This is a genomic window from Streptomyces sp. NBC_00310, assembly GCF_036208085.1.
Lineage (GTDB): Bacteria > Actinomycetota > Actinomycetes > Streptomycetales > Streptomycetaceae > Streptomyces.
In genome coordinates this window covers 5512510-5535335 of record NZ_CP130714.1, presented here as the reverse complement: position 1 = coordinate 5535335, position 22826 = coordinate 5512510, and the positions used below count along the sequence as shown (strand labels likewise).

At 71.7% G+C, this 22826-nt stretch carries 20 protein-coding genes and 1 tRNA gene; 12 read left to right on the top strand and 9 right to left on the bottom strand.

What is annotated here, in order from left to right; translation table 11 throughout:
- Positions 1-71: 71 nt before the first annotated feature.
- Both OG202_RS24290 and fxsA read right to left on the bottom strand, forming a co-directional pair.
- Positions 72-2564, bottom strand: a complete 2493-nt coding sequence (locus OG202_RS24290) for an FxsB family cyclophane-forming radical SAM/SPASM peptide maturase (RefSeq protein ID WP_328223591.1) — start codon at positions 2562-2564, stop codon at positions 72-74.
- Positions 2565-2596: 32 nt separating this feature from the next.
- Complete coding sequence (fxsA, locus tag OG202_RS24285) at positions 2597-2794, bottom strand: FxSxx-COOH cyclophane-containing RiPP peptide (RefSeq protein WP_326580962.1); 198 nt, start codon at positions 2792-2794, stop codon at positions 2597-2599.
- A gap of 392 nt (positions 2795-3186) precedes the next feature.
- Here fxsA and OG202_RS24280 point away from each other — a divergent pair, with 392 nt between their 5' ends.
- Entirely contained in the window at positions 3187-4122 is a 936-nt protein-coding gene (locus OG202_RS24280; protein ID WP_327728837.1) for an intradiol ring-cleavage dioxygenase, read from the top strand.
- Between the two features lie 9 nt (positions 4123-4131).
- Positions 4132-4962: a triphosphoribosyl-dephospho-CoA synthase gene (locus OG202_RS24275; RefSeq protein WP_328223590.1), complete on the top strand. Its 831-nt coding sequence runs from the start codon at positions 4132-4134 to the stop codon at positions 4960-4962.
- A gap of 287 nt (positions 4963-5249) precedes the next feature.
- Here OG202_RS24275 and OG202_RS24270 read toward each other — a convergent pair whose 3' ends face one another.
- Together OG202_RS24270 and OG202_RS24265 are read right to left on the bottom strand one after the other, a co-directional pair.
- Complete coding sequence (locus OG202_RS24270; RefSeq protein ID WP_405894851.1) at positions 5250-6725, bottom strand: aminopeptidase P family protein; 1476 nt, start codon at positions 6723-6725, stop codon at positions 5250-5252.
- A 356-nt stretch (positions 6726-7081) separates the two neighbouring features.
- On the bottom strand, positions 7082-8605 hold the full coding sequence (locus OG202_RS24265) for a PP2C family protein-serine/threonine phosphatase (RefSeq protein ID WP_327728839.1): 1524 nt from the start codon (positions 8603-8605) through the stop codon (positions 7082-7084).
- 513 nt (positions 8606-9118) lie between these two features.
- On the opposite strand from OG202_RS24265, the gene OG202_RS24260 reads away from it, so the two are divergent.
- Entirely contained in the window at positions 9119-9784 is a 666-nt protein-coding gene (locus OG202_RS24260) for a bifunctional DNA primase/polymerase (RefSeq protein ID WP_327728840.1), read from the top strand.
- A 55-nt stretch (positions 9785-9839) separates the two neighbouring features.
- Complete coding sequence (locus OG202_RS24255) at positions 9840-10640, top strand: hypothetical protein (RefSeq protein WP_327728841.1); 801 nt, start codon at positions 9840-9842, stop codon at positions 10638-10640.
- A gap of 255 nt (positions 10641-10895) precedes the next feature.
- On the opposite strand, the gene OG202_RS24250 is transcribed toward OG202_RS24255, so the two are convergent.
- From OG202_RS24250 to OG202_RS24240, 3 genes are all read right to left on the bottom strand, one after another.
- Positions 10896-11885: a DUF5926 family protein gene (locus OG202_RS24250; protein ID WP_326580974.1), complete on the bottom strand. Its 990-nt coding sequence runs from the start codon at positions 11883-11885 to the stop codon at positions 10896-10898.
- A gap of 150 nt (positions 11886-12035) precedes the next feature.
- A complete protein-coding gene (locus tag OG202_RS24245; RefSeq protein WP_405894850.1) occupies positions 12036-12578 on the bottom strand; it encodes an ATP-binding protein in 543 nt (180 codons plus the stop codon).
- A gap of 433 nt (positions 12579-13011) precedes the next feature.
- A complete protein-coding gene (locus tag OG202_RS24240) occupies positions 13012-13821 on the bottom strand; it encodes a glycerophosphodiester phosphodiesterase (protein WP_327728842.1) in 810 nt (269 codons plus the stop codon).
- A gap of 253 nt (positions 13822-14074) precedes the next feature.
- Here OG202_RS24240 and OG202_RS24235 point away from each other — a divergent pair, with 253 nt between their 5' ends.
- Entirely contained in the window at positions 14075-15826 is a 1752-nt protein-coding gene (locus tag OG202_RS24235; protein WP_328223589.1) for a S1C family serine protease, read from the top strand.
- A gap of 114 nt (positions 15827-15940) precedes the next feature.
- Here the strand turns inward: OG202_RS24235 and OG202_RS24230 are convergent, their stop codons facing one another.
- A complete protein-coding gene (locus OG202_RS24230) occupies positions 15941-16336 on the bottom strand; it encodes a hypothetical protein (RefSeq protein ID WP_327728844.1) in 396 nt (131 codons plus the stop codon).
- A 237-nt stretch (positions 16337-16573) separates the two neighbouring features.
- Here OG202_RS24230 and OG202_RS24225 point away from each other — a divergent pair.
- Together OG202_RS24225 and OG202_RS24220 are read left to right on the top strand one after the other, a co-directional pair.
- Positions 16574-16661, top strand: a tRNA-Ser gene (locus OG202_RS24225).
- 261 nt (positions 16662-16922) lie between these two features.
- Entirely contained in the window at positions 16923-17168 is a 246-nt protein-coding gene (locus tag OG202_RS24220) for an antitoxin (protein ID WP_328223588.1), read from the top strand.
- A gap of 260 nt (positions 17169-17428) precedes the next feature.
- Here the strand turns inward: OG202_RS24220 and OG202_RS24215 are convergent, their stop codons facing one another.
- The gene (locus tag OG202_RS24215; RefSeq protein ID WP_327728846.1) at positions 17429-18301 is read right to left on the bottom strand and encodes a bifunctional DNA primase/polymerase; all 873 of its coding nucleotides are present in this window, start codon (positions 18299-18301) and stop codon (positions 17429-17431) included.
- Positions 18302-18656: 355 nt separating this feature from the next.
- Here OG202_RS24215 and OG202_RS24210 point away from each other — a divergent pair, with 355 nt between their 5' ends.
- The 5 genes from OG202_RS24210 to OG202_RS24190 all read left to right on the top strand — a co-directional run bounded on the left by OG202_RS24210 (position 18657) and on the right by OG202_RS24190 (position 22679).
- Positions 18657-18962, top strand: a complete 306-nt coding sequence (locus OG202_RS24210; RefSeq protein WP_326581015.1) for a hypothetical protein — start codon at positions 18657-18659, stop codon at positions 18960-18962.
- A gap of 244 nt (positions 18963-19206) precedes the next feature.
- Positions 19207-20193 carry a bifunctional MaoC family dehydratase N-terminal/OB-fold nucleic acid binding domain-containing protein gene (locus OG202_RS24205; RefSeq protein WP_327728847.1) on the top strand — a complete coding sequence of 329 codons (987 nt, stop codon included), beginning with the start codon at positions 19207-19209 and terminating at the stop codon, positions 20191-20193.
- Positions 20190-20687, top strand: coding sequence for a MaoC family dehydratase (locus tag OG202_RS24200; protein ID WP_327728848.1), 498 nt, complete (start codon positions 20190-20192; stop codon positions 20685-20687). The genes OG202_RS24205 and OG202_RS24200 overlap by 4 nt, the downstream gene beginning before the upstream one ends.
- Positions 20684-21850 carry a lipid-transfer protein gene (locus tag OG202_RS24195; RefSeq protein WP_327728849.1) on the top strand — a complete coding sequence of 389 codons (1167 nt, stop codon included), beginning with the start codon at positions 20684-20686 and terminating at the stop codon, positions 21848-21850. The genes OG202_RS24200 and OG202_RS24195 overlap by 4 nt, the downstream gene beginning before the upstream one ends.
- 217 nt (positions 21851-22067) lie before the next feature.
- A complete protein-coding gene (locus OG202_RS24190) occupies positions 22068-22679 on the top strand; it encodes a SigE family RNA polymerase sigma factor (protein WP_328223587.1) in 612 nt (203 codons plus the stop codon).
- Positions 22680-22826 lie beyond the last annotated feature (147 nt).

Here is a 22826-nt window from a genome sequence, read left to right as displayed (position 1 = left end):
ATCTTCCGGCCCCGGCCGCCGCGACACAGCTCTCGAACAGGCAAGCGGGACGCGCCGGGCACGTCACTCTCCTACGGCCGAACGCCCCGCCGGTGTTCTTCCGCCACCCGCCGGGCGGCCCGCAGGGCGTCCGCGCTCACCTCGTCCCCCGCCAGCGCCTCCCGGAGCCCCGCGACGAACCGCTCCCCGGTCACCGTCAGCGCCTTCGACCCCACCAAGGTCCCCATGGCCTCCGCCGTCTGGTCGCGCCACCGGGAGAACTGCACCTCGGCCTCCCGCCCGCCTCCGCTGCGCCACCGGGCGAGCCAGAAGTCCACCACCGCAAGATGCGCGTACGTCCCCTGCAGCAACCCCTCCAGCGGGCGCGGGTCGGGGCGCCAGGGGGCGTAGAACAGCGTTGCGCAGGCGGGGTCGTGCAGGTCGGCCAGGTCCAGTACGGCGCCCAGCTTCACGTGCTGGAACTCATGGACGAGGAGCAGCGCCAGCGTCTCCGGTGCGGCAGGGCGGGCGATGGCCACCGCGCCGAAGGCGTCGCGGGCCGCCGAGCTGATGTCGGCACCCTCGGGGGAGGGAAGGAGCGGGGTGATCACGCGGAGGCCGGCCGCGATGCCCGGCGCGTATTGGGGCAGTTCGCGGCGGATCCAGGACCAGGCCGCGGTCAGGTCCGCCCGCCACGCCTCGGCCTCGTCCTCGGTGAGCCGGGGGTGCGCCGGATGGCCGTGGCCGTCCCGCCAGGGGTCGGTGTCCTCCAGGGCCACGGTCCAGCCGTCCAGTTCGAACCGCCGACTCCCCCGCCAGGCCGGGTCGGCGGGGCCGTTCCGGGCCATCGTGTACGTCCGGTCGCCCGCCTGGACGGTGAAGCCGTCGGTGTCCGTGCGCACCACGGCCCGCTCGACGCCCGCTTCCACCGTCAGCGCCCCGAGCGTGGGCAGCCGCAACAGCCCGTCGTGGACCGGGACGACGACCGCCGCCCGGCGCCCGGCGCGCAGCGCGGCGGCGGCGGCGGCGATCTCCGCGATCCCGCGCGTGGCCGGCGCGGCGCCTCCGGGCGGTCCTACCGACGGACGGGCCCCGAGGGAGCCGAGGGAGTTGAGGGAACCGAGGGCCCAGGATCGTACGTAGGGGTGGGCCAGGACTCGGTCCACGGCCTCGGGTGCCTCGCTGTCGAGGGCGGACAGGGTGTTCCAGGCGTCCTCGGCGTCCTCGGCGGCTTTGGAGTTCTCGGTGTTCTCGGCGTTCATGGCGTCTATGGCGTTCTCGGCGTCGTCGGTCGGCGGGGTCCGCGTCGCCTCGTGCCGTACCAGGGCCAGCAGTTCGCGGGCCAGGGCGAGTTGGTGGCGGGACAGCAGGTCCACGGTGGCGCTCGTGCCGCGACCGGTGGCCAGGTCGGCCAGGTGGTGGTCGGCCAGCACCGGCCGCGCGGACTGGTCGGTCATGTGACGGTCCCGGAGGTCGGTGATCAGGGACAGCAGGTCGGAGCAGTACACCGACGGGTTCAGGAATCCGCTGCCGTCGGACCGATAGCGGTGGGCGTAGAGGCCGCCGCCGCAGGAGCGCACCACCGGGCAGGCGCGACACTGCTCGGCCAGCCCGTCGAGGCCCTGCTGCCGGGCCACGATGCCCGGATGCGCGGCGACCTCGTCCAGGGAGTGGGTGAACACGTCCAGGCCGGTGGCGGGCGCTCCGTCGTGCGCGGTCTTCAGGGAATCCGCCTGTTCGAAGGTCCCGTCGGTCTCGATCACGGCGAGGTCGGCCGGGGACAGCCCCAGCGACTCGGTCAGGCTGCTCCCGCCGCGCAGGGTCCGCAGGACCGAGTCGAAGACGCGGACGTCCATGGAGCGGCCGGTCGCGGTCCAGCGGTCGTGGACGGCCAGCAGCCAGCGCGCGTAGGCCGTCCCGTCGAGGTCGTCGGACGGGCGCGGGGGCGGCTCGTCCCAGGTGGCGTGCGGGAGGAGGAAGTCGACGCGGGGTGGGGCGAGTTCGGCGAGCGCGTCGTGGACGGCGACCGGGTCGTTGCGCAGGTCGACGGTGCACAGGATGCCCGCGAAGAGGTGGCGGTAGCGGGGCCGGTTGAGCAGGGCGACGGCCTTGAGGACCCGGTCGTGGCTGCTGCGTCCGTCGGCGTAGCGGCGGTGCAGGTCGTTCGCTGCCCTGTCGCCGTCCAGCGAGACGCCGACCTTGATGTCGAACTCGTCGAACAGGTCGAGGAACCGCTCGTCGAGCGTGACGGCGTTGGTGTGGATCCGCAGGTCCAGCTCGCACACGCCGCCGAGGGCGGCCGTCAGTTCCGTGGCGGCCCTGCGCAGCCGGGTCCGGCCCGCGAGGAGGGGTTCGCCGCCGTGCAGGACCACGTGGACGGTGGCGATCTCATGGATCTTCGCGTGGTCGGCGATGCGTTCCGCCGTGGCGCGCAGGACCTCGTCCGACGCCATCAGGGGCCGGCCGCGCCAGCTCTGGTCCGCGTGTTCGTACACGTAGCAGTGGTCGCAGGCGAGATCGCAGCGACTGTGCATCTTCAGCACGAACTGGCGTAGCGGCAGGAGCGGTCGGCCCATGACGGTCATGTGGATGTCGGGGAGTCGCGGGGGTCGGGGTGTCAGACGGAAGACTGGAAAGCCGCTACCGCGACCCTTCCCGGCCCCCTCTGTTCGACTCCGTTCGACACGGCACGGGTCAGAGCGGGCGACAGCGCGCCGCCGCTCCGCGCCGCCAACTGCACCAAAGACACCCGCTCCGGACCGACGGCGGCCGTAGTCCCTGACTCTTCGGCCGTGGCGTCGAGCGATGCGTTCATGGAGACCTCATCAATCTGTGCGTGGAAACTGACGGGGTTGCGGAGTCTTGCGGCTCGATGAAACAGATGCCGACAGGAATTTCTCACTTGAGCACCGACCGCAGAAGAAGTTAGCGGCCGACCAGGCGAACGGCGCCGAATATTCGGTCAGCTGCTGGTCGCGACCAGAACATAGCCGAAGCCGAGGAGTGCTTCGAACGGCAACACAAGCCTCGTCCGTATTCGGGGCGGCAAACGTGAGAACCGTCTCATCGCCCGCCGCGAGCACGGCGGTTGGGCCGGAGCGGCCGCGAAACCGGGCGGCTTCAGGCTTCTCGGCGCTCTCCGCACTCTCAGCCCCCTCACAGCCACGCCCCAGCCCCCTGACGGACTGCGTCCCTAAATTCGCTGCCATGACGGGAATCCACAAAAGCAAAACGATCACCCGGCGTCGCGCCCTCGCGGTGACCGGAGGGACGGTCGCCGCCGGTGGTCTGGCGGTCGCGGGGTACCAGTCGGCGTTCGCGGACGAGGCGGCGAGCAGCACCGAGGCGACGGCCGCGGCGTCTGCGACGAGTACCGCCGACGCGTGCATGACGCTGATGACGAGCGTCACCGAGGGCCCCTACTATCTGGATGGCGCCCTGGTCCGGAAGGACATCACCGAAGGCAAGAGCGGTGTGCCGCTGACGCTGCGGCTCACGGTGGTGGACGCCACCGACGGCTGCACCCCGGTTCCCGGCGCGGCCGTGGAGATCTGGCACTGCGACGCCTGGGGCTACTACTCCGGCTACACCACCGCGAATCCCGGCGGTTCGGCGCCCGCCGAGAGCGAGGACGGCTCGACCGCCGACGACGCCACCTATCTCCGCGGCTACCAGATCGCGAACGCGAACGGGGTCGTCAAGTTCGAGACCGTCTTCCCCGGTTGGTACACCCCGCGCACCTGCCACATCCACGTGAAGGTGCACACCGGCGGTGAGAAGGAGGACGGCACCTACGAGGGCGGCAAGGTCAACTACACCGGCCAGTTCTTCTTCGACGACGACATCGCCCAGGAGGTCTTCACGCTGGAGCCGTACTCCCGGCACAGTGGCAGCTACACCACCCTCGACGACGACATGGTCTACGACGGCGGCGGCGCCTCCAGCGGTCTGCTCACCCTCAAGGCCGTGAAGAAGGCCGACCCGGCCCGGGGCTACAAGGGCTTCCTCACCCTCGGCATCGACCCCGACGCCGAGAACACCGGCGCCGGCGGCGGTGGCGGCGAAGGCGGCACGCCCCCGTCGGGCGAGCCCCCGGCGGACGCTCCGACCGACAGCGCCACGGCCTCCGAGTCGGCCTCGTAGGGTACGCCCATGAGCAGCCGCGAGGACGAGACGCTCGCGCGGGCCGCGGTGGCCGCGCTGACCAGGCAGTTGGAACTGGCGCCCAAGCCCGGCCTGCCCGACCCGCGCGATCTCGGCGCCCGGGTCACCCGGCAGGACCACCGCGCCCTGCGCTGGTCGGCCAAGGCGCTGATGCCCGGCCTCACGGCGATGGCGGCCTGCGCCCGCCGCAACGGTGCGCCCACCCCCGAACTCCGCGCCGAACTCGGTGCGATCGGGCGCTGCACCGAACACTCCGTGCAACTCGCCGGTGGCGGCCATCGCGGCGCCACGTGGGTGCTCGGCCTCCTGGTCGCCGCGGCGGCCATGGAACCCGGCGCGCGCGGGCTTGAACTCGCCGCCACCGCGAAGAAGATAGCCGCGCATCCCGATCGGCGGGCGCCCAGGCGGCCCTCCCGGGGGTCGTCGGTCTCCGCCAAGTACGGGGCGGCCGGCGCCCGGGGTGAGGCCCGCGCGGGCTTCCCCCATGTCCGGCGGGCGTTGGACGTCCTGAGCAAGGCCCGCACCGCCGGCACACCCGAGCCGGACGCCCGCCTCGACGCGCTCCTCACGGTCATGTCGACGCTCCAGGACACCGAGTTGCTCTATACCGCCGGGCCCCACGGGCTGCGGCATGTGCAGGCCGGCGCCCGGGCCGTCATCGAGGTGGGGGGTACGACGACCGATGCGGGTCGTGAGGCTCTGACCGCGCTCGACACGGACCTCCAGGGCAGGGGATGGAGCCCCCGCGGGAGTGGCTCGCTGCTTGCCGGGGCCCTGTTCGTGGACGCCCTGCCGCTCACCGCGCGGGTGCCCGCATAGGGGTTCCGCCCCCGCCGCCCCTACCCATTCCCCTCCCCAGGGGATGCGCCCCTTCGACCCCCGGGTGGGTTGTTCGGGTGCGGGTTGCGCATGGCTGCTCGCGCAGTTCCCCGCGCCCCTGAAAGCGCCGGGCGCGACCCACGCTGTTAAGGAGCGCGGGGAACTGCGCGACCAGCCCCCACTCGCCCGCACACGACAACGCCCGCACACGACAACGCCCGCACACGACAACGGCCGGGCACGACAACGGCCGGGCACCCCGCGGGTACCCGGCCATCAACCTGTCGTCAGCTCTTCAGCGACGCCATCCACGCCTCGACCTCGTCGGAGCGGCGCGGCAGTCCGGCGGACATGTTGCGGTGGCCGTCGTCCGTCACCAGGATGTCGTCCTCGATGCGGACACCGATGCCCCGGTACTCCTCGGGCACGGTGAGGTCGTCCGCCTGGAAGTACAGACCGGGCTCGACCGTCAGCACCATCCCCGGCTCCAGCGTCCCGTCGACGTACGACTCGACGCGCGCGGCGGCGCAGTCGTGGACGTCCATGCCGAGCATGTGGCCCGTGCCGTGGAGGGTCCAGCGACGCTGGAGGCCCAGCTCCAGGACCCGCTCGACCGGACCCTCGACGAGCCCCCACGCGACCAGCCGTTCGGCCAGCACGTGCTGCGCGGCGTCGTGGAAGTCGCGGTACTTGCCGCCGGGCCGCACGGCGGCGATACCGGCCTCCTGGGCGTCGTACACGGCGTCGTAGATCTTCTTCTGGATCTCGCTGAAGGTGCCGTTGATCGGCAGGGTGCGGGTGACGTCGGCCGTGTAGTACGTGTGCGTCTCGACGCCCGCGTCCAGCAGGAGCAGGTCGCCGGAGCGGACCGGGCCGTCGTTGCGGACCCAGTGCAGCGTGGTGGCGTGCGGACCGGCGGCGCAGATGGAGCCGTATCCGACATCGTTGCCCTCGACCCGGGCGCGCAGGAAGAACGTTCCCTCGATGTAGCGCTCCGACGTGGCCTCGGCCTTGTCCAGCACACGTACGACGTCCTCGAAGCCGCGCACGGTCGAGTCGACGGCCTTCTGCAGCTCGCCGATCTCGAACCCGTCCTTGACCAGCCGCGCCTCGGACAGGAAGACCCGCAGTTCCTCGTCGCGCTCGGCGGTGACCTTGTCGGTGAGCGCCGCCTCGATACCGGCGTCGTACCCGCGGAGGACCCGCACCGGGCCGGTGGCCTCGCGCAGCTTGTCGGCGAGCTCGCGCACGTCGGCGGCGGGGATGCCGTACAGCTCCGCCGACTCGGTCAGCGAGTGCCGCCGCCCGACCCACAGCTCGCCCTGTCCCGACAGCCAGAACTCGCCGTTCTCCCGGTCGGAGCGCGGCAGCAGGTAGATCGTCGCCTCGTGGCCCTCGCCCACCGGCTCCAGGACCAGTACGCCGTCCTCCGTCTGGTTACCGGTGAGGTACGCGTACTCGACCGACGCCCGGAAGGGGTACTCGGTGTCGTTCGAGCGGGTCTTCAGGTTGCCCGAGGGGATCACCAGGCGGTCGCCCGGGAAGCGCGCGGAGAGCGCGGCGCGGCGGGCGGCCGTCTCGGCGACCTGGGCGATCGGCTCCAGGCCGTGCAGCTCGGTGTCGGCCCAACCGGACTTCATGTTCTCGGCCAGCTCGTCGGACACGCCCGGGTACAGTCCGTTCTTGCGCTGCTTGATCGGCTCCTCGGCTTCGGTCGCCTCGGTCTCCGGGATCGCCGGCTCGAGCTCGTCCGCCACGGTCATCCTCCTAGGTACGGCACTGGACCCCGTCCATCGTACGGTCGTACCGAAGGCGGCCCAGGAGGCCGAGGCACCTCTCACGACGGGTCACCAAGCCCTCACGGGAAGCAGCCGCGAGGGCGCGACACCTCCGCGCGCGGTGACCGCAACCCCGCACCCCGCACCCCGGGCACGAAGCGACCGCGCCCGCCCGCCCGGCAGGTGGCCGGCCAGGCGCAGATCCATCGACGCCGGCCCGCCCGACACACGGCCGTCGGCGACACACGGCCGTCGGCGATACACAGCGCCGGGCTCACCGACACACGAGGCCGGGCTAGGCGGCACGCGGCGCCCCGCCCGACGGCGCCCCGCCACCGTCCCTAATCGAACCGCGCCGCCAGCAGCACCACGTCCTCCGTGCCGTCGGCCTCGTCGAGGCCGTCCGGGAGGACGGTGCGCAGGATGTGGTCGGCGAGGGCGCCGGGGTCGGTGCGCAGGCCGCGGGGAACGCCCGCGGCGGCCGCGTGGAGGCGGGCGAAGGAGCGGTCGACGGTTTCGCCGGTGCGCTGGAGGAGGCCGTCGGTGTAGAGCAGGACGGTTTCTCCTGGCTCGGCGGTCAGCTCGACGCTGGGCGCCTCCCAGCAGGCGAGCATGCCGAGGGGGGCCGACAGGGACGTCTCCACGTACTCGGTGCGGCGCTCGCCGATCACCAGGGGCGGACTGTGTCCGGCCCCGGCCAGCGTGATCTTGCGCAGTGCGGGCTCGATGTAGGCGAAGAGCGCGGTGGCGGAGCGGGCGGGCTCGGTGAGCCGGAGGAGCAGTTCGAGGTCGGAGAGGACGGCGACCGGGTCCTCGCCCTCCATCACGGCGTACGCCCGCAGGGAGGCCCGCAGCCGGCCCATCGCGGCGACCGCGCTGGGCCCCGACCCGGTGACCGAGCCGACCGCGAGGCCGAGCGCGGCGTCCGGCAGCGGCAGCGCGTCGTACCAGTCGCCGCCGCCGCGCGGCCCGGTGCGGTGCCGGGCGGCGAGCTGGACGCCGGCGACGCGGGGCAGCCGGGAGGGGAGCAGTTCCTCGGCGATGGTCGCCATGCACGCGCGCGTGCGCTCGACCTCGACGAGCCGCGCCAGGTGCTCGGCGGCGTACCGCGTGTACAGCCCGACGAGGTGCCGCTGCCGCTCGACCGGCTCCGCGGGTTCGTCGTACAGCCAGACGGCGGCACCGAGCCGGCCGGCCCCCTCGGCGGACAGGGGGAGCGCGTAGCTCGCCGCGTATCCGAGCCGGGCGGCGACCTCGCGGTGGCGGGGGTCGAGCCCGTCCTCGGCGAACAGGTCGGGCTGGGCGATCTCGCCGTCCCCGCCGGGCAGTCCGTCGAGGATGCGGCCGTACGGCAGGGAACTGCGCGGCACGGTTTCGATGTGCCCGAGGTCGGCGCGGCCGAGGCCGAGGCCGATGGTGGTGTCCGGGCCGAGTCCGTCACCCGGTTCCAGGACGACGAGACCGCGGCGGGCGCCGACCAGGGCGGCTCCGGCGTGCAGGGTTTCCTGCAGCGCGCTCTCGAGTGAGTCCGTGCGGGTCAGACGCTCGGTGAGCTCGTGCAGCGTCGTGAGGTCCGAGACCCAGCCCGCGAGTCTGTCCTGGAGAACGGCCCCGGGAGCGGTGCCCGGCCCGGTGGCGGGAGTGGCCGATGGGGTGCCCGGGGCGGCGGGCGCGGGCGCGACAGTGTGTGCGGGGGAGGGAACCGTTGAATCGATTCCAGCCACTTTCGGAGGGTGAGGGGCGTTCATGGTGTCCGGCTTTCCGACCGGTGCGTATTGCTCAAAAGCATCGCAAACCCCCATGTCATTCTGCGCCGCTAGCAGTGTCTCCACATGTACACGCACTCGTGAGGAGATGTCCAGCATTGTCCTGCTGGGATATCTGGTGTCCGTGAGGCGGTGTTGGACGACTGTCGGCTTCTTGTACAGTCCTTTGGAAAAAGCAAAGTTGGCTAAAAAGTGTTGTGGTGAACGGTGTATTGAGGTCGACTGGCCTTGTTCAACAGAGCGTCACAGCGGTCGTGATGGGTACGTACTCGGTGAAGACCAGGGGCGGCGGAGGCCACCCGGAACCTGGCGACGGACCCGGGCGTCCTATCCACCGACGACCGAGCCCCATCCTCCCGTGGCGGAGGCGGCGAGCACATGCGGGACAGTAAAACGCCAGGCGCCGCCACCCCTACGCCATGCCCATGCTTTTGACAGACGCAAGTCGACGCAAGCGAGGGACGCGGACGTAACCGAGCTCGGCCCGCAGGGGTTCCCCTTGTCCGCGACAGGGGTGTGATGCGCCAGCAGGTACGCACAGTGCAGTGAACGACACATGTTGTGATGTGACCCACGGTGTTGCCATGCGTGCAACGGAAAGGACGAGCGCTCATGCGCGAGATCCCCGGAAAGCGACGCAGGCTCCTGTCCAAGCGCAACGGCGGGAGGCCCGAGCTTCTTGAGCAGGCCCTGACGTTCGCCACGGAATGGCAGTGGCCCGTACTCCCGGGGGTGGCGCCGGACCCGCAGGGGCGTGCTCGCTGCGGCTGCCCGGACCCGGAGTGCGTGGTGCCCGGCGCTCACCCCTTCGACCCCGGCCTGCTGGCCGCCACCACCGACGAGCGCATGGTCCGCTGGTGGTGGACCAACCGGCCGACGGCACCGATCGTGCTGGCCACCGGGGGCAGCGCCCCCTGCGCGGTGAGCCTGCCGGCCCTGGCCGCCTCCCGTGCCCTCGCCGCGCTCGACCGCACCGGTATGCGCCTCGGCCCCGTGGTCGCGGCCCCGCACCGCTGGGCGATCCTCGTCGCGCCGTACTCCATGGAACAGCTGGGCGAGCTGCTCTACGCCAAGGACTTCGTCCCCGGCTCCCTCCGCTTCCACGGCGAGGGCGGCTATCTCGCCCTGCCCCCCTCGGAGACGGGCCACGGCCTGATCCGTTGGGAGCGGGCGCCGCTGCCCGGTTCGGCCGCCCCCTGGGTGCCCGGTGTCGAGGCGGTCGTGGACGCGGTCGTCGACGCCCTCACTCGTACGGGTGTGAGCGCGCCCGACTTCTGAGCCCGCCCGGCGCGCGGGGGGCCTGGTGCTCCCGGTCGGTCGTTATCTTCCGCACATGCAGCGTCTTCCCGGGGGCCGCGGGGCCCCGCCGCGCGGCCGCCACAGCGCTCTCCCGCCCCGGAGCCGTAGAGCACCCGAGTCGGCGCGCGGCGGGCCGGACCCACGCCGGCTCCGCCTCGCGGGACTGACCACGGCGGTCGCGGTCGCGCTCGGCCTGCCCCTCGCCGCCTCCGCGGGCCCGCTCGGTGACGTACGGACGTCCGAGCGCGCCTCCCGGTCCGAGCGCACCCTCCCCTCCGAACTCGACCGTGCCGCCGACCGCGTCGGTGAAGCCGCCGGACTCGGAAGCGGGGCCGTGGGGCCGGCGCACGGCGCCGGTGAGGACGCCGAGGGTTCGTCCAGGCGCGTCGATCCGAAGGCGGGCGGAGCGGGCGAGGCGGACGGAGATCCGGCGGGCGGCGCCGACGCGGCGGACGATGCCGCGCTCTCCTCGCGCCCCCTGCTCGGCCTCGGACTCGCCACCGCCGCCCGCTGCGGCCCCGAGCTCACCTCCCCCGACGGCATCGAGGCGCAGACGTGTGTCCTCACCCAGGGCGAGCGGACCTGGGCCCGCACGTACTACCGCAACGCCACCGGGCGGGAGCTGAGTTCGGTCCTCAGCATGATGGCGCCCGGCGGGCACACCGTACGGATGCACTGCGCCGTGAGCGCACACGACGAGCCGGGGGCGTGCGAGACGCCGAGGGAGCGTACGCGGGGCGCTACGGGGGCGTACACGGCCGTCGCGGAGTTCGCGGCACCGGACGGCGATGGGCCGCTGTTGCTGCGCTCAGGGAGCAACTCGGGCCGCTCGTAAGGGCGTTGACGCCGATCGCGGGTTCCGTACAGCGGAGCCGCTCCGATCCCGGGCATGAAAAGACCCGGTTGCTGGCGACGGGGGATGCACCAGCAACCGGGCTAATGGAACCGTAACAAGAGATCGGCGCTTCGCAAATTCGATCTCGGCTATTCGGACACGAATTCGCCTGTCACGTAGGGGAGTTGTGACAGGAGTCACCACACTTCGAACGCACTCGGTCAGCCGGGTGTCCGACCGGCCCGGAAATGTACGTCAGCTGAGCGTGACCTGTCGGTTGGTGAGGCCGCCGCGCGCCCGGCGCTCGTCCGGGGTGAGCGGAGACTCGTCGGCCAGGGCGGTGGCGAGCCGCTCGGCGAACTCGGCCGCCGGCTTCTCGACGTCGTCCGCGCCGACCCCGCTGGGGAGGTCCCAGACCGGCACGGTGAGGCCGTGAGCACGGAAGGAGCCGACCAGGCGGGTGCCCTCGCCGAGGCTGGAGCGCCCCGCCGCGTGCAGCCGCGCGAGGGCGTCCAGAAGCCGCTCCTCGGCGTGCGGCATGACCCACCGCAGGTGGTTCTTCTCCGGGGTCTCGCACCAGTACGCCGCGTCGACGCCCGCGAGCTTCACCGTCGGGATCGCCGCGGAGTTGGCGCGCTCCAGGGAGGCGGTCACCTCCGGGGTCGCGTTCTCCGAGTCCGGGACCCAGAACTCGAAGCCCGAGTGCACGACTGGCTCGAACTCACCTTCGGGGTCGAGCAGGTCCTGCAGACGTGGACCGTCGGCCGGGGCGCGCCGGCCCTGAACCGGAGTGCCCGGCTCGGCGGCGAGGGCGCGCTGGAGGGTGTCGGCGAGGTCGCGGCTGATGTCGCCGGACGCCGTGTCGTTCTGCAGGCCGAGCAGCACCGAGCCGTCGTCGCGGCGCAGCGCGGGCCACGCCATGGGCAGGACGGTGGCGAGCGTCACCGACGGGACGCCCTCGGGGAGCGCGTCCTTCAGCTTCAGCTCGACGGTGGCGGCGGGCACCAGCTCGCGCAGCGCGATCCAGTCGCCCTCGCCCGGCAGCCCCTCGAAGGGGCGCTGCACCAGCTCGGTCACCGCATGGGCGGCGGCCCGGCCGTGACAGGCCTTGTAGCGGCGGCCGCTGCCGCAGGGGCATTGCTCGCGCGCGCCGACAACCGGAACCTGCCCATCGGCGCCTGCGGCACCGACTCCGCCGGTGCCCTGCGGGCGCTTGGCCTTCGTGTGGGGTCGCTTCTTGGCCATCGTGGGTGTCTCCCGATCACGGCTCGTCTCGTACTCGCGCGAGCCTAGCCGCTCGTACGACGCCCGACGGGACCCTGTGGACAACGCACCGAGTCGTCCCGGAACCGGCGGTTCGGGCCAGGTTGCGCACGCCTGGCCCGGGCCGGCCCGTCAGTCCATGTCCTCGAAGGCGTCCGCGAAGTCCAGATCGGGGATGCCGGAGACCGAGGGGGCGACGACGCGGCTGGCGAAGTCGTCCCGGCGGTGGGCGCGGTAGACGTCGTCCTGGACGACGACCCACACCGTGACCTCGCCGCGGGCGTCGTCGCGCACGCCCCAGTCGTCGGCCAGTGCCGTCACGATGTTCAGCCCGCGGCCGCCGTGTGCGGTGACCGAGGGCGTGGACGGAACCGGGCGGGTCGGACCACCGCCGTCCGTCACCTCGACCGTGAGCCGCCCCGAGGGGTCCATCCGCCAGGAGCAGCGGACGTCGCCGTCACCGGCCAGCGCCTCGCCGAGTGGCCTGCCGTGTTTGCAGGCATTGCTGAGTAGTTCGGAAAGGATCAGTAGGGCGTCGTCGATGACCGATTCCGCCACACCACCATCGCGCAACTGATTGCGCATCCGATGCCTTGCTTCTCCCACGCCCGCAGGGCCATGGGGTACGGCCATGCTCGACGACGTGGGCACCTCCTGTGCCACCACCAACGCCACCCCCGAGACCTCCTTCGCCCCACGCCACGGTGTGAATGCCCCATTGGACTGGACTGGAAACCGGCCAACACATGTGCTCTGACGCACTCACCACGGTCGAATACGGATCGAACGCGCCGGTGTACACCCCGTAGTCGCCTGGCTGAATTTCGTCCCCGATATGCCGACTTGTCCCCGGGCGTGGTTTGGCCGCCTTGGCGGAATTCTTACCTCCGTCAAGAAGCGCGCGGCGGCGGTGACGGGGGTCGGCGAGGTGGTCGCAGGTGTGAACAGAGGCGTGTTCGGAGCTGCCCGGGGCGAAGTGTTGGAAGCTGTGGGAATCGGTGTGTTCGAAGGTGTCGGAGACCGTGCCCTCGAAGGTGTCGGAGGCCGTGCGCTCGATGGTGTCGGAGACACCGGGGTGCGAGGGTGCCCGGCGGTCTCCGGGGTGTGGTCAGCGGCCGAGTCGGTGGAGAACCTCGCGTGGGCGGTTGGTGATGATGGCGTCGACGCCCAGCTCGACGCAGAGGTCGACGTCCTCGGGCTCGTTCACCGTCCACACGTGCACCTGGTGGCCCGCGCTCTTCAGGCGCTCGATGTACGCGGGGTGGTTGCGCACGATCCGGATCGAGGGGCCCGCGATCCGGACACCGGACGGCAGCCGTCCGTCGCGCAGCCGGGGCGAGACGAACTGCATCAGATAGACCGACGGCAGCGTCGGGGACGCGGCCCGGACGCGGTGCAGCGAGCGCGCCGAGAAGCTCATGATCCGTACCGGTGACTCGGCGGCCGACTCCGGGGCGTCCAGGCCGAACCGCTTCAGCAGGACCAGCAGCCGCTCCTCGACCTGGCCCGCCCAGCGGGTGGGGTGCTTGGTCTCGATGGCCAGTTCCACCCGGCGCCCGGCGTCGGCCACGAGTTCGAGCAGACGTTCAAGGGTGAGGACGGAGGTGTCCGCCCGGTCCTCGGGGGCGACCTCCCAGTCGGGGGCCTCGTCGCCGCTGTGCCAGGAACCGAAGTCCAGTGCGGCCAGGTCGGCGAGCTCCAGGGCGGAGACCGCGCCCCGGCCGTTCGAGGTTCGGTTGACGCGTCGGTCGTGGACACAGACGAGGTGGCCGTCCGCCGTCAGCCGGACATCGCATTCGAGGGCGTCCGCGCCGTCCTCGATCGCCTTCTTGTACGCGGCCAGGGTGTGCTCGGGGGCTGCCTCGGAGGCCCCCCGGTGGGCGACGACCTGAATCGGGAGCTGTCGTGCGTGGGTCACCGCGTCATGGTGCCACCGTGGAGGGGTACGCGTGGGGCGGTGGTCGTGGAGGGCCGGGTTCATACGCACAGTACGCGCCATTAGTCCTATAGATCCTATATAAAGGATGGCCCCGGACGCACAGTCACCGCTTATGGTGCCCTGACGGCTCGTGGGAAAAGCTGACCCCATACAAAACTCACGCACAGCCGGATGTGCGACCAAGAACAGTCGACCGCCGACAAGGTGAAGCCGTGGATCGAGGAGAAAAGCTGTGAGCACCGAGAACGAGGGCACCGCGGTACCCCCGGCCCCGTCCGCACCTCCCGTGCCGGTGGAAACTCCCGCTGCCTCCGCGCCGGCCCCGGCGCACGAGCCGAGCGCGGCACCGGCGGAGACCACCGCCCCGGCGGCCCCGGCCGGAGCCACCGCCGACAACGAGCCGACGACGCAGCTCCCGCCGGTCCCGCCGACGGCCCCGGAGCCGGGTGCGACGGCGGTACAGCCGCAGGCGCCGCAGGCGGAGCAACCGACGGCACAGCAGCCGACACCCCACCAGCCGACTCCCCACCAGCCGCAGCTGGTGTCCGCAGGGGCGCCCGGTTACGCGGCGGCCGCGGGCCAGGGTCAGGGTTACGGCATGGGCCAGGCCCCCGGAGGCTACGGACAGGCACCCGGCGGGGCCGGGTCCTCCGCGCCCGACTCCGCCTGGCCGCCTCCGGCGCCACCGGCCGTTCCGTCGTACGCGGACAACGGCGGCGGCGCGTACGCGGACAGCGGCGGCGCGTACGGGAACGCGGGCGCGGCCGGAGGAGCCGGCGGCGCCGGCGGTCCCGGAGGCCCCGGTGACGGCGGCTGGGGCTCCTCGTGGCAGCAGACGCAGCAGCCGGCCCCCAAGCCGGCGGGCAACAAGCGGGGCGGTCTGATCGCCGCGATCCTCGTGGCGGCGCTCATCGCGGGCGGGGTCGGCGGCGGCATCGGCTACACACTGGCCGACCGCAACGACAACTCCACCGGCTCCACGACCGTTTCGGCCTCGCAGAACGGCGGTGACGTCAAGCGCGCGGCCGGCACGGTCGCCGCCGTGGCCTCCTCGGCGCTGCCGAGCACGGTCACCATCGAGGCGTCCAGCAGCGAAGGCGAGGGCGGCACGGGCACCGGCTTCGTGTTCGACAAGGAAGGCCACATCGTCACCAACAACCACGTGGTGGCGGAAGCCGTCGACGGCGGCAAGGTGACGGCCACCTTCCCGAACGGCAAGAAGTACAACGCCGAGGTCGTCGGCCACGCGCAGGGCTACGACGTGGCGGTCATCAAGCTGGAGAACGCCCCGTCGAACCTGCAGCCGCTGACGCTCGGCGACTCCGACAAGGTCGCGGTGGGCGACTCGACGATCGCGATCGGCGCGCCCTTCGGCCTCTCCAACACGGTCACCACGGGCATCATCAGCGCCAAGAACCGCCCGGTGGCCTCCAGCGACGGCTCCTCCGGCAGCAAGGCCTCCTACATGAGCGCCCTGCAGACCGACGCGTCGATCAACCCGGGCAACTCCGGCGGCCCGCTCCTCGACGCGCGGGGCAACGTCATCGGCATCAACTCGGCGATCCAGTCCGCCAGCAACGGCAGCTTCGGCTCCGGCCAGGCGGGCTCCATCGGCCTCGGCTTCGCCATCCCGATCAACCAGGCCAAGAACGTGGCCCAGCAGCTGATCAGGACGGGCAAGCCGGTGTACCCGGTGATCGGCGCCTCGGTCTCCCTGGAGGAGGGCACCGGCGGAGCGAAGATCACGGAGTCGGGCGAGGGCGGCGCGGGCTCCATCACCTCCGGCGGCCCCGCCGACAAGGCCGGCCTCAAGCCCGGTGACGTCATCACCAAGCTCGACGACCACGTCATCGACAGCGGCCCCACCCTCATCGGCGAGATCTGGACCCACCTCCCCGGCGACAAGGTCACCCTCACCTACACCCGCGACGGCAAGACCCGCACGGCGGACGTCACCCTCGGCGAACGCCAGGGCGACAGCTGACCCCGCTCACCGTCGTCCCGTCGTCCCCGTACCCCTCGGCCATCCGCCTCGGGGGACGGGGACGTCGCCATCAGGTCGGCATCAGGTCGGCGTCACGTTGGCGTCAGGTCGGCGTCAGGTCGGGGGCTCCCACGGTGGGATCAGCACGGCCCTGAAGTTCTCGCCGCCGTACATCGACTCGTAGTAGATCTCCACCATCAGACGCTCACTGACGAGCGTCCAGAACCACGCGTGCTCGGCGCGGTCGAAGTCGTCGAAGAACAGCAGGTGCACGACTTGGCCGGAGAGCACGGGAACACCTGGCTGCAGCGTCGACACCTTCGGGCGGACCGAGTGCCCCTGTGTGAGCCGCCGGTATGTCTTCAGGTCCCACTCCCCCAACACCTCGCCGTCCACCCGCACCACGCTGCTGGTGACTATGGCCGGACCGAGACCGGCGTTGACGAGCTGGATCCCCGTCCTCGATCCTTCGAAGGTCAGCACCCGCCGGATCTGCAGGAGCGGTCTCACCGACTGACGATTGTGCGACCGGATGCTTCGCGATTCCGTGAAACTCACCCAGAGCGAAGCGAGTGCGATCACGGTCGCCGACACAGAAATCACGGTCTCCGGCTTCATGGGCCCCTCCCCCCACCACAGTTGTAGCCGGTCACCGCGCCGCCGTGCACCTGTCGCGGACCGCCATCCCATGATCATGACCGCAGCCGGTAGTCTGTAGCCGCTCCGCCCCAGGTGGGCCGGGGCGTAGGTGGGTTGCCCGAGCGGCCTAAGGGAACGGTCTTGAAAACCGTCGTGGCGCGAGTCACCGTGGGTTCAAATCCCACACCCACCGCCAGGTGAACGGTCCCTGACCAGGTAAGACGGTCAGGGGCCGTTGTGTTGACGGCTGCTCGCCGACAGCCCTGACGTTCCCGTGATTCCCCGGCCTGGCGCACGAGTGGGGCACGCGATCCGAGCGGTAGGGCACTTGCCGCTTTCAGGGATGTCCCGGTTGCGGGGCGCCCCTTCGTCGGCGGTTGGGCGGGGTTACGAGATGCGGTCTGTGGGAGGGGCGCGGATTCTGGTGGGGACGGTGTAAACGGCGGAAGGAGACGCTATGTCTGTGATGGGCAAGCTCAAGCACATGCTGAAGGGCCATGAGGACCAGGCCGGGCAGGGCATCGACAAGACCGGTGACTTCGTCGACGGGCGGACGCAGGGGAAGCACAGCGGTCAGGTCGACTCGGCGCAGGAGAGGCTCAGGCGGCAGATGGGCTCGGAGCAGACAGGGCAGACAGGGCAGACAGGGCAGACGGGGCAGACGGGGCAGACCGACACCGGCCGCGAGGACCCGCCCCGGTAGTGGTGGCGTGATGGTGCCGTGGTGGCGGCGCGGCTGACGGGGCCGTCAGTCCTACTCGCCCTCGTCGGCCGCGGCCGTCTCTCGCGCCGTGATGATGTTCGAGCGACCGGCGACCGGCGACCGGCGACCGATGAGAGACCACCGGCGACCGGCGACCGGCGACTGGCAACCGGCAACCGGCGACCGATGACAGACCACCGGCGACCGGCGCGCGGAATCGCGGGTGCCGGCCGGTCGCGCGTCGCGGCTGGGGCACGCCTTCACGCCCGTCGCCCCGACATCCGTGCCGCCGAAGCGATCGTCGACCTCGCCTCCCGTTCCGTGAGCCCCGTGTGTACGGCGGCCTCGACCAGCGCGTTCGTGAGGTCGGGGCCGAGGCCGTTCTCGTACGCGCGGCAAGCCGCCCAGAAGAGGCGGGTGTTGCGCTGGCCCTCCTGGGCGGTCAGGACGAAGTGGACCAGACCGTGGCCGTCGCCCCGGCCGCCGGATGTCTGGGAGGGGCTCGTGCGCGGCGGTGGCAGCAGGAGGCGGAGCAGGGCTGGCGGGCAGGGGGCCGGCGGCAGGTGGGCCGTGCCGGGGGCCGTGCTGTAGACGCCGTGGTCGGTGCGGGAGCCGGGGCCGACGAGGTAGCCGCCGGCGCCGCGGATGTCGATGCCGGGGGCGAGGCGGCTCGCCGAGTTCGGGACGACGACGTCGGGCGGGCCGGTGAGCCAGAGGTGGCGGCCGCCGCTGGGGGTCACGACGACGACCGTCTCGGGGATCGTGAAGAGGTGGCGGAGCGCGAGCTCGCGCAGGGCCGTCGAGGAGTCCGTGCCGGATTTCGTGTCGAGGTCGATGCCGATCAGATGGTGGGGGCGGAGGCCGCAGGCGATGCCATAGCCGGTGGCCCAGGGGGCGGCGGTGAAGAGTTCGCGGATGCGGCGGGGGTCGGTGGAGGCGTCGTGGACGCCGTGGCCGAAGCGGCCGCACTCGCCGTGACAGGGGGAGGGGGAGGGAGACGGGTCGTCTCGGTGGGGGGAGCGCAGGGCCGGGAGCTTCGCGCGGGACAGCGGGATCACCGCCAGTCCGCGTTCGGCGGCGGAGAGGGCGTGGGCCAGAGCCAGGGTGCCGGCCTGCCGGTCTGTGGTGGCCATGTTTCTATGTTCGTACGTGTGTTCGATAAAGGGAAGGGGGTGCGAGGAGCGCTTTCGGTCGTCGGAGGTCAGTGCGCGGGGTGGCTGGAAAAGTGCCGGAACGCTTCGCCCCTTGCGTCACTTGATCTTGCTGCCGCTCGATGGGCGCATCGCTCCTGAACTGGGAGTTCCTTGATCCATGGGGGTTTATCGACTTGTCATCACGCTTCAGGGGGAATAGGGGCTTCCGGGGTGGTTCGCCGGGGATTCGGTGGGCAACTCTGGATTCGCGACGTCGAAGACCCGCACCGAGGCGGTCGGCCAACTGCCCCGGGGCAACCCGTACTTGCGTGAAGGACCCCTGGAGGAAGTGCACATGGCAAGCATCCGTACAGCCCGCGTTCTCGCCGCCGTCTCGGCGCTCCCGCTCGCCGCCGCCCTGTTCACCGGCGTCGCGTCGGCCGACAACGGCGCCATCGCGGACAACGGATCGAACGCCGGCGTGGCGAACATCGTCGGCAGCGGTGTCGGCCGCGACAACAGCGGCAACTCGTCGACCTCGCAGCAGCAGGCGAACGGCTCGGGCGCCTCGAACCAGAACAACACCGCCCAGGTCAACGGCTCCGGCCTCACGGCGATCGACCAGGAGAACGCCGTCGTCAGCTTCACCAACCTCTGGTGAGCGGGCCGAGGGCGGGCCGGGCGGCCGAGGGTGGGCGGATGAGGTCGCCCCGGCCCTGAGGCCTCAGGGCCCGACCCTCGGGTGCGGGACGTGTGGGACATGTTCGTGGGGTGAAACACGCCTGTGTGGCGGTGCTTCGGCACCGCCGCACAGGCGTTTCCGGCGACGTCGTGACCTTGACAGTTGGGGCGACCGCTCCTTCAATCTGACGGACAGTCAGAAACGTGGAGGGGGCTGCGGCACGATGGTCGAGGACCTGTCCGTACGGCTCAAGGCCTACGAGGGGCGCGCGGCCGTCCACGGCGGCCGTGGCAAGGATCCCGTCAACTCGCCCATGATCCGGCACTGGTGCGAGGCCATGGGGGACACCAACCCCGCGTACACCGGACCGGGGGCCATCGCGCCGCCCACCATGCTCCAGGTGTGGACGATGGGCGGGCTGAGCGGGCACGAGACCCGCGCGCCGGCGTACGGCGAACTCCTCGCGCTGCTCGACGGCGCCGGGTACACCTCCGTCGTCGCCACCGACTGCGAGCAGGAGTACCTACGGGCGCTGCGGCCCGGGGACGAGATCACGTTCGACTCGGTCATCGAGTCGGTGTCGGAGCGGAAGACCACCAGACTCGGCACGGGGTACTTCGTGACGACGCGCATGGATGTGCGGGCCGGTGAGGAGGGCGACGAACTCGTCGGCACGCATCGCTTCCGGATACTCAAGTACGCGCCGGCTGGTGCCTCCGGGAATCACGAGTCCCGGGAGCACGAGTCCCGGGAGCACGAGCCCAGGGAGCGAGAGCCCCGGCCCCAACCGCAGGAGCGGCCCCGCCGTCCCCGCCCCGTCGTCAATCGCGACAACGCCGGCTTCTGGGAGGGCGTCGCGCGGCACCGGCTCCTCATCCAGCGCTGCGCCGACTGCGCCACGCTCCGCCTCCCCTGGCTGCCGGGCTGCAACGCGTGCGGTTCGCCCGAGTGGGACACGGTCGAGGCCTGCGGCGAGGGGGTCGTGTACTCGTACGTCGTCATGCATCACCCGCCCTTCCCGGCCTTCGATCCGCCGTACGCCGTCGGGCTGATCGAGCTGGCGGAAGGGGTGCGGATGGTCAGCAACGTGATCGGGGTGCCGTACGACAAGGTGCGGATCGGGATGCCCGTACGGCTCGAATTCGCACGCTGTGACGAGGAGTTGGAGTTGCCGGTGTTCCGCGTGGAGGAGGAGGTGGCGCCGGTATGAGGGCCGAGGCCGGACAGGCGCTTCCGCCGCTGGAGATCGAGATCACCCGGACGCTCGTCGTCGCGGGGGCCATCGCCTCGCGCGACTACCAGGACGTGCACCACGATCCGGAGCTGGCCCGGCGGCGCGGGTCTCCGGACGTCTTCATGAACATCCTGACGACGAACGGGCTGGTGGGACGGTACGTCACCGATCATTTCGGTCCGGCCGCCGTCCTGCGCAAGGTGGCGATCCGGCTGGGCGCGCCCAACTACCCGGGCGACACGATGGTGTTGACCGGCACGGTCGAGACGACCGCCGGTCGCACGGCCACGATCAAGGTCGTCGGCGAGAACGGCATCGGCCGGCACGTCACCGGCACGGTCACGGTCACGCTCCCGGAAGCGGACGACACCCTCCCGCCCCCGGCCGGAAGCGACCCCGCCCTCCCGGCAGGAAGCGACCCCGCCCTCCCGACAGGGGATGTCGTCCTCCCGGCAGGGGGTGCCGAATGAGCGTGCGAACCAAGGACCGGCTCGGCGGGCGGGCCGCGATCGTCGGTATCGGCGCGACCGACTTCTCCAAGGACTCGGGGCGTAGCGAGCTGCGGCTGGCCGTGGAGGCGGTACGGGCGGCGCTCGACGACGCGGGGCTGGCGCCGGCGGACGTGGACGGGATGGTGACGTTCACGATGGACACGAGCCCGGAGATCACGGTCGCGCAGGCGGCCGGTATCGGCGAGCTGTCCTTCTTCTCCCGTGTCCACTACGGCGGCGGCGCCGCGTGCGCGACCGTGCAGCAGGCGGCGCTCGCGGTCGCGACGGGCGTGGCGGAGGTGGTGGTCTGCTACCGGGCGTTCAACGAGCGCTCGGGGCGGCGGTTCGGGTCGGGCGTACGGCATCGGGAACCCTCGGCGGAGGGCATGGCGCTGGGCTGGACGCTGCCGTTCGGGCTGCTCACGCCCGCCTCGTGGGTGGCGATGGCGGCACAGCGCTACCTGTACGCGTACGGGCTGACCCCCGAGGCGTTCGGGCAGGTGGCCGTGGTGGACCGGAAGTACGCGGCGACGAACCCGGCGGCGTACTTCCACGGCCGTCCCATCACCCTCGACGAGCACGCGGCCTCGCGCTGGATCGTCGAGCCGCTGCGGCTGCTGGACTGCTGCCAGGAGACGGACGGCGGCCAGGCGCTCGTCGTGACGTCCGTGGAGCGCGCGCGGGATCTGCCGAAGCCGCCCGCCGTGGTCGTGGCGGCCGCCCAGGGCGCGGGCCGGGCGCAGCAGCAGATGACCGGCTTCTACGACAGCGACCTCACCGGGCTGCCGGAGATGGGCGTCGTCGCCCGGCAGCTCCGGCGGACCTCGGGGCTCGGTCCCGACGACATCGACGTGGGCATCCTGTACGACCACTTCACGCCGTTCGTGCTGATGCAGCTGGAGGAGTTCGGGTTCTGCGGGCCGGGGGAGGCGGCGGACTTCCTCGCGGAGGAGCGGCTGCCGCTCAACACCCACGGCGGGCAGCTCGGCGAGGCGTATCTGCACGGGATGAACGGCATCGCGGAGGCGGTACGGCAGCTGCGGGGCACCGCCGTGAACCAGGTCGCCGGCGCCGAGCGGGTGCTGGTCACCGCGGGTACGGGGGTGCCGACCTCGGGGTTGGTGCTGGGGACGGACGGGTGAGCGGTGCGCAGGTGACGCCCGGGGCGAGCTCCAGGCCTCCTCGGGTCCGGTGCCGTACACCCTGGGCAGGTGGTCTCAGGGGTACACCCTCAGTACCCCGGGGCTGTTCATCCACCTTCAGTAGGTCGGGTGTGCCCCACTCCTACAACCTGAGGGGGATTCGCCTTCGGGACCTGCGGCCGATTTGCCGGGCGGGGCCCGCTCCTAGCGTGGAGCCATGACCACACCCGTCTGCACCAGCGCTTCGAAGGCCGCTGCACCAGTGACGCGGACCCTGTCGCCCTCGGCACGATCGACCTCGGCCCGGCCGGCCCTGTCGAGCCTGACGAACCTGTCGTACCCGTCGTTCTCGGCGTACGTGAAGGCCCGCCAGCCGGTGCTGCTGCGGGCCGCCCGCTCGCTCACCGCGAACCCGTGCGACGCCGAGGACCTGCTGCAGACCGCGCTGGCCAAGACGTACGTGGCCTGGGAGCGCATCGAGGACCACCGGGCACTCGACGGCTATGTCCGTCGGGCGCTGCTGAACACCCGGACGTCCCAGTGGCGCAAGCGCAAGGTGGACGAGTTCGCGTGCGAAGAGCTGCCGGAGCCCGAGGGGGCCCAGGCCGCGGACCCGGCCGAGCAGCAGGCGCTGCACGACGCGATGTGGCGGGCGATCATGAAACTGCCGGCGCGCCAGCGGGCCATGGTCGTCCTCAGGTACTACGAGGATCTGAGCGAGGTCCAGACGGCCGAGGTCCTCGGCGTCTCGGTCGGCACGGTGAAGTCGGCGGTGTCCCGGGCGCTCGGCAAGCTGCGCGAGGACCCCGAGCTGGAACCCGTGCGCTAGCCGGGTCGTTGGTGTGTCAGGTGGCTCCGGCACGCGCGGGCTCGGGCTCGCCCGGGTGACTCCGTCTGATCGATCATCTTGCCCTCTAGTGACATACCGAGCGGTATGTGAGCAGAATCAGCACATCCGTTACCACCGCGTAGGCAG